Below are 6,938 nucleotides of genomic sequence, written 5' to 3'. Positions count from 1 at the left end.
CCACCCCATCAACCACCGGTGTTCGTGGTTACGTCGGGCTGAAGCCGCAGCGTCGCCCAACAATCAACTCTGGTGGTTATGGGTCCCGGCCTTCGCCGGGACGACGGTGGAAGGCCTCCTGACATGTCCAAATCTCACGGCCCGCTTCGCGTCGGTGTCGGTGGTCCGGTTGGATCGGGCAAGACCGCGCTGATGGACCTGCTCTGCAAATCGATGCGCGAGCGCTACGACATCGCCGCGATCACCAACGACATCTACACCAAATGGGACGCCGAGTTCCTGGTGCGCTCGGGTTCGTTGACGCCGGACCGCATCGCCGGCGTCGAGACCGGCGGCTGTCCGCACACCGCGATCCGCGAGGACGCCTCGATGAATCTGGCCGCGGTCGCCGACATGCGCGCGAAATTCCCTAGCCTCGATCTCGTGCTGATCGAGTCCGGCGGCGACAACCTGGCCGCAACCTTTTCGCCGGAGCTGGCCGACCTCACGATCTATGTCATCGACGTCGCCGCCGGCGACAAGATCCCGTCCAAGGGCGGCCCCGGCATCACCCGCTCCGACCTGCTCGTGATCAACAAGATCGACCTCGCGCCTTATGTCGGCGCGTCGCTCGAGAAGATGGAGACCGATGCGAAGCGGATGCGCGGCGAGCGTCCCTTCGTCATGACCAACCTGAAGAAGAGCGACGGGCTTGAGCGCATCATCGCCTTCATTGAGGCCAAAGGCGGCCTGCGCCCGAAAGCCTCTGCCAAGGCCAAGGCCAAGGCCAAGGACAAGGCAAAGGCGGGTTGAACGATTTGTTAATATGATATGCCGTTCGTTAAGATTTTAACGCGCCTCGTAGCCCGGGTGGAGCGGAACGCGCAACCCCGGACATCTGCGTCGACGTCCACGAGCGGTCCCGGGTCACGCTGGCGCTTCACCCGGGCTACGCTACTTTCACGCAAGCGGCAAACGGCGGGTGCGGCGAAATATTCCATGCCGCAATGGGAACAAAATCCAGCCACTCCCATTAGCCAACTCTGACGCTGCTTTCGCCAGCCGGCGCCAGCCGTCGTTCACGTTAATTGCCGCCTTCCGTTGCGTACCGATGCTCGCCACTCCATATTCCGCCGCGGTTGGCGTTCACCCCGTATCCAATCGTTGTCGCCCCCGCAGACGCCAGATGTCCGCTGTTCATCTTCGCCAACCCACAGTCTCCGAGTAACAGCGTGGTCCGGCTGGGTTTCATTATCGCCTTCATTGCGCTGATCGGGGTGCTGCTCTCCGGTCTCGCGGCCTATCGCGTGCACGAGCAGGAGCTGACGCTCGACGGCATCGCGCTGGCGCGGGCGATCGACGTCCACGCCAGCCTGGTGCAGGACCGGCTTACCGAGCGCGAACTGCTCGCCCGCGTCTCCTCGGGCCTGTTTCGCGCGCCGTCGGTGGTGAAGGCCGACATGCTGCAGCCGCTGCGCTCCTCGATCTATGCCTTCAAGACCGATTTCGTGATTGCCGCCTGGATTGCGCGGCTCAGGCCCGACGAGCTCGTGGCGGCGGAGCAGGAGCTGAAGAAGGCCGGCTTCCCCAATCCGACCATCCGCGACTTCGACGACCAGCCTCTCGACATCAAGGCGCTCGACAAGCCCGTCAACGTGATGATGGACCTGGAGCCGCGGACGCCGGAGACCATCATCCTGCCGGGCCGCAGCTTCGACCACCATTCCGTGATCGGGCCGATGCTGGCGCAGGCGATGGCAGACGGCAAGCCGGTGGCCTCGGATCCGATTCCGCTGCTGCGCCAGAACGGGCCGGTCGGGGTCGCGCTCGCCGCGCCGGTGTTTCAGCAGGGCGCCTCGGAGCCCGCGGGATTCGTCACATTTTCGTATGAGCTCGGGCCGTTGATGCTGGCGAATGACGATATGTCGCTGTTCTCGGTGGTGCTGAAGGACCCGCGCGATTCCAACGACGAGCTGGTCGCCAACGACCAGGGTGTCATCACTTCGCGCGCGGTGCGGCCGGATGGGCCGGCGCCGTCGATGGTCCGGACGGTGACGTTCGGCGGCCGCGACTGGTCGCTCGCTTATTACGCCAAGACCTCCGCCGCGGCGCGGGCGAACCAGACCGCGGCGATCGTGGCGGCGATCGGCCTCGCGCTGACCGGCATCGTCTGCGGCCTGTTCGGTTATGTCGCCTATAACAACCTTCGGCTCAGCCGCGAGATCGAGGTGAGGATCGGGTTCGAGCGGCGGCTGACCGCTGTCATCGACGAGCTCAACCACCGGGTCAAGAACATCCTCGCCGTGATCCAGTCGATCGTCACCCGAACATTGCGCCATGGCTCGGACATCGATGCTGCGCGCGATCTCCTGATCGGTCGCATTCACGCCATGTCGAACGTGGTCACGCTGCTCAGCGAGAGCCAGTGGCAGGGCGTGAAGCTGAAAGGATTGTTCGAGGCCCGCGCCATCCCGCATGCCGAGCGCATCGCGATCTCCGGCCCCGATATCGCGGTCAGCGCGCGCGCCGCACAGTCGCTGTCGCTGTTGTTCTTCGAGCTCGCCTCGCATTCAGACGAGGGCCTGTCCCTGGTGGGCAAGCATCCGCACATCGTCGCCAACTGGGAAGTCAACGGCAAGGACTCGGAGGCGATCTTTCATTTCCGCTGGGAGGAGTTCAACACCAGCGAAGCCACCCGCCGCCCCGATTCCGATTTCGGCCTGATCCTGCTCGACCGCGTCGCCCCCGAAGCGCTCGGCGGGACGGCCAAACGTTACTTCACCGACATCAGCTACGTCTACGAGCTGACGGCGCCGATGGAGACCGTCATCGACATGAACGAGCGCGACCGCACCGAGAAATTTTCCGCACCGGTGAGGCCGGCGCGCTGAACGCGTCATTGCGAGCGAAGCGAAGCAATCCACAGCACCGCTTGCTGAGGCATGGATTGCTTCGCTTCGCTCGCAATGACGGCGGATGCGGCACGGCCGTAGGGTGGGCAAAGCGCAGCGTGCCCACCATCCACGGGCGGTGCAAGAGAAGGTGGGCACGCTTCGCTTTGCCCACCCTACACACTGCTCTCGCCGTCATTGCCGGGCTTGACCCGGCAATCCATCACTCCTCAGAAAATCGCTTTTCCGGGATGGATGCGCGGGTCGAGCCTGCGCATGACGATCAAGAGTTGGCGAGCATCAGCCGCCGTTGCCGCCGATCACGGCGCGCACGGTGTCATCAGGGCCGAAATCTTCCGCGCCTTCGACATAGAGCAATGCGCTCAATTTCGATCGCGCGCGGTTGACGCGGCTCTTGATGGTGCCGACGGCGCAGCCGCAGATCGCAGCCGCGTCCTCGTACGAGAAGCCGGACGCGCCGACCAGGATCAAAGCTTCACGCTGGTCTTGCGGCAGCTTGTCGAGTGCGGCGCGAAACTCCTCGAACTCCAGATGCGCATTCTGCGCAGGCTGGGTCTTCAGAGTCTTCGCATAGTTGCCCTCGGCGTCCTCCACCTCGCGCCGCCGCTTGCGATAGTCGGAGCGGAACAGGTTGCGCAGGATGGTGAACAGCCAAGCCGGCAGGTTCGAGCCGGGCTGGAATGAGTCGATGTTGGCGATTGCGCGCAACAAGGTCTCCTGCACCAGATCGTCGGCGCGGTCACCATTGCCGGAGAGCGAAATCGCGAACGCGCGTAGGCTTGGCACCGACGCCAAAATATCGTCGCGAAGTTGGTCGGTGAGAGGCATTAGTCCCTCCCGTCATTTTTTGCTGCTTGCTGCTCGTCAGTCTCTGCCAAATGCTTGGCGGCCTCCGCGGGATCATCGAGCTTGCGGATAAGCTCCGCAAAGCGGTCCGGCACCCCCTGTCGCACCACATCATCATACATGGCGCGAAGCTGGTGGCCGATTCTCGATTGGATCTCAGCGTTGAGACCGCCCTGCTTCTTGGTTTCCTTCATGATCTGATCCACGTTTCCCCGAGAGGTTAAGTCCCTGTGTTTCAAGCAGTTTCCTCGAAATTTCGGTCTTGGCCGCGTTTGCTGCCGGTCGTACGCTAATTCGAAGTTCGCCTGAAAGTTCCGAATGTCCGGAACTTTTTGTGGAACTTTATCGACGCTCAAGCGTAGTCCGGGCGTAACAAACTCAAGGGGAAGGCGGGTCGCCCACGGACGGATGTGCCGGCCCGAGAGATATAGGTCGTTTCAGGCGATTGCCTCGAACACAAGGATGGAGTGGGAATGTCCCGATCGCAGCTCGTTGCCGAACACTTGCCATTGTTGCGGCGCTACGCCCGCGCGCTGACCGGAAACCAGGCGTCGGGCGACGCCTATGTCGCGGCCATGCTGGAGGCCCTGCTTCAGGACCCCTCGCTTCTGGACGAAACGCACGGGCCGCGTGCCGGCCTGTTCCGGCTGTTCACTCAAATCTGGAATTCGGTCTCCATCAACGACAATGCCGATGTGGCGACGTTGGCGCTGCCGCCGGAGCGCCGGCTTTCCAACATCACGCCGCTGCCGCGGCAGGCCTTCCTCCTGCTGTCGCTGGAGGGCTTCTCGGAAGAGGAGGTGGCCTACATCCTCAACATCGACATCGGCGAGACGCGCAAGCTCACGGACGCCGCCGGCCGTGAGATGGCCGCCGAGATCGCGACCGACGTCCTGATCATCGAGGACGAGACCTTCATCGCGATGGATCTGGAAAGCCTCGTGCGAAATCTCGGCCACAACGTGATCGGCGTCGCCCGCACCCATTCGGATGCAGTGGCGCTCGCCAAGAACAAGAAGCCCGGCCTGATCCTCGCCGACATCCAGCTCGCCGATGGTTCGTCGGGCCTGGACGCGGTGAACGAGCTATTGCGCGTGTTCGAGGTGCCGGTGGTGTTCATCACCGCCTATCCCGAACGCTTCCTGACCGGGGAGCGCCCGGAGCCGGCGTTCCTGATCTCAAAACCATTCCAGCCCGCGATGGTCTCGGCCGTTGCGAGCCAGGCGCTGTTCTTCCAGCGCAACTCGCGCAACCGCGCGCCGCGCGCCGCCTCGGCGTGAACGGACTCTCTGGTTAGGTCGACTGATCCGGCGTGCCGCACGGCGCGTCGGATTTTTGCGCCGAGATATCCGCCTTTCATGTGACCCCTGCGCTGGACGAACTGGAGCCGCCATTGCGTAGCTGTTAAGCGGAGGCATGAATGCTGCGCCGCGCGACAGACAAATCGGCTTTCTCTGCCTCGGCGTGACGGCGGCTGGATGGGCGCTCAACTGGCCGCTCATCAAGCTGCTGCTGCAGCAATGGCCGCCGCTGTTCGCCCGGGGTCTTGCCGGCGTCTGCGCCTCGCTCATCCTCGGGCTCATCGCCTTCGGAAGCCGCCAATCGCTCAAGGTCCCGCGCGAAGCCGTGCCGCGGCTATTGTTCGCGTCCTTCACCAATGTGTTCGCCTGGATGGGCTTTGGCACCATCGCCATGAAATTCGTCACCGTCGGCGAAGGCGCGCTGATCATCTATACGATGCCGATCTGGGCGATGCTGTTCGCCTCGCCGTTTCTGCATCAGCGCCCGACCATCGGGGATGTTGCCGCGCTGGTATTGGGTGTGGCCGGTGTTGCGCTGCTTCTTGGCGCCAACGGTTATGCCTTCGATCGGGGCAAGCTGATCGGGATCGCCCTTTCCCTGTCTTGCGCGATCCTGTTCGCGCTCGGCAATGTCCTTAATCGCAAACCGTTGCCGATGTCTCCGCTCGCGGTCGTCGCCTGGCAGGTTGGCCTCGGGTGCCTCGCGATGCTGATCGTCGGCGTCCTGTTCGAGCGCCCGAACTATGCGGCAATATCGCCGGGCGGAATTGCCTCCTTCGTCTACATGGCGCTGGTGCCGATGGGCATCTGCTATCTCACCTGGTTCGAGACCCTGCGCCGTCTGCCGCCGGTGTCGGCGTCGACCGGCATGCTGCTCGTGCCCGTGCTGGCCGTGATCGCGGCGGCCGCGATCCTCGGCGAGCCGCTGGGCCTGAGGGAAGTTGCCGCAATGGCGCTGACTCTCGGCGGTGTCACGCTGGCATTGCAGAAAGTGTGACCGGGACAAAAAAGTAGAGCGCGACCGGCATCACCACGGTCGCGCCCTACATCGCCGGTCAATGGGGCAGGGGGAATAACCGGCTTCCAGAACGACGCGGATCGCGAAAAAACGTTCCGAGATTCCGGAAATAATTTTGAACACGGTTAAGTGATCCGCAGACATACGAACGGGGGCGTTTCGTTCGAGTTGTGTTCGTGATCGCCATGGGGCGAGGGATGAATCGTCATGTCACAGATATTGAAGGGAATTTTAGGTGCGCTCGCCGTTTCTCTGACCTTCGGCGCCGTGCAATTTGCCTCCGGGCATGATCTCATCGGGGGCCACAGCCTCATTACCTCCACCAAGGCGGAACACGACGTCAACCGTACGGCGAAGGCCGACCGGGCGGCAGTTCCGGCAGCCACCAGCAAAACCGAAACCATTTCGCTGAAGCTCGACACCCTGGCCGAGACCTCGGTCGTGATCCGCGTTCCCGTCGTCAGGGACGAGGCGCGCAGCCGCCCCAAGCCGCCCGCGCTGATCAAATCCGGCGAGCGCAGGATGACGGTCGCCTGCGAGCCCGTGGTGAGCGTGCTGACCGAAGTAGCAAAGCGCCTGCAGCCCGGCCGCTGCGTCACCTGAGCCGATCGTTCTCTCGCTCCATCCGTCATTCCGGGGCGCGACGAAGTCGTGAGCTATATGTGCAATTGCGCATCAGAGAATCCATTTCGCCATTTGTGTAAGCGGCAAAATGGATTCCGGGCTCATCGCTTCGCGATGCCCCGGAATGACTGAAGAAAATTCGCCAGCGATTCCAAAGTGATTTGGCCCATCCAGCCCTCGCGCAAGAAATAAATCGCTTAACCCGTCGGGCAAATCAGCACTATGACTCCGCGCGTCTCACCCAGATGAGGGGCGGCT

General features: G+C 63.1%; 7 protein-coding genes. 5 read left to right on the top strand and 2 right to left on the bottom strand.

Features of this window, described 5'->3' with window-relative positions; all coding sequences use genetic code 11:
• The first annotated feature begins 123 nt into the window (after window positions 1–123).
• Window positions 124–792, top strand: a complete 669-nt coding sequence (gene ureG, locus CWO89_RS38625) for an urease accessory protein UreG (RefSeq protein WP_130583581.1) — start codon at window positions 124–126, stop codon at window positions 790–792.
• 419 nt (window positions 793–1,211) lie between these two features.
• Entirely contained in the window at window positions 1,212–2,870 is a 1,659-nt protein-coding gene (locus CWO89_RS38620) for a CHASE domain-containing protein (RefSeq protein WP_130583580.1), read from the top strand.
• Between the two features lie 300 nt (window positions 2,871–3,170).
• Here the strand turns inward: CWO89_RS38620 and CWO89_RS38615 are convergent, their stop codons facing one another.
• Window positions 3,171–3,719 carry a sigma-70 family RNA polymerase sigma factor gene (locus CWO89_RS38615; RefSeq protein ID WP_027579243.1) on the bottom strand — a complete coding sequence of 183 codons (549 nt, stop codon included), beginning with the start codon at window positions 3,717–3,719 and terminating at the stop codon, window positions 3,171–3,173.
• Window positions 3,719–3,931 (bottom strand): NepR family anti-sigma factor, encoded by a 213-nt coding sequence (locus CWO89_RS38610; protein ID WP_028165127.1) that lies wholly within the window; start codon window positions 3,929–3,931, stop codon window positions 3,719–3,721. Before CWO89_RS38610 ends, CWO89_RS38615 begins: the two co-directional genes overlap by 1 nt.
• Window positions 3,932–4,210: 279 nt before the next feature.
• Between CWO89_RS38610 and CWO89_RS38605 the strand changes: the two genes are divergently transcribed.
• The 3 genes from CWO89_RS38605 to CWO89_RS38595 all read left to right on the top strand — a co-directional run bounded on the left by CWO89_RS38605 (window position 4,211) and on the right by CWO89_RS38595 (window position 6,659).
• Complete coding sequence (locus tag CWO89_RS38605; protein WP_130583579.1) at window positions 4,211–5,017, top strand: response regulator; 807 nt, start codon at window positions 4,211–4,213, stop codon at window positions 5,015–5,017.
• 136 nt (window positions 5,018–5,153) lie between these two features.
• Window positions 5,154–6,035, top strand: a complete 882-nt coding sequence (locus tag CWO89_RS38600) for a DMT family transporter (RefSeq protein ID WP_130583578.1) — start codon at window positions 5,154–5,156, stop codon at window positions 6,033–6,035.
• A gap of 228 nt (window positions 6,036–6,263) precedes the next feature.
• Window positions 6,264–6,659 carry a hypothetical protein gene (locus CWO89_RS38595; protein WP_130583577.1) on the top strand — a complete coding sequence of 132 codons (396 nt, stop codon included), beginning with the start codon at window positions 6,264–6,266 and terminating at the stop codon, window positions 6,657–6,659.
• Window positions 6,660–6,938 lie beyond the last annotated feature (279 nt).

The sequence above is a fragment of the Bradyrhizobium sp. Leo170 genome, assembly GCF_004296405.1.
Classification (GTDB): Bacteria; Pseudomonadota; Alphaproteobacteria; order Rhizobiales; family Xanthobacteraceae; genus Bradyrhizobium.
This window is presented reverse-complemented; position numbering and strand designations above follow the sequence as displayed.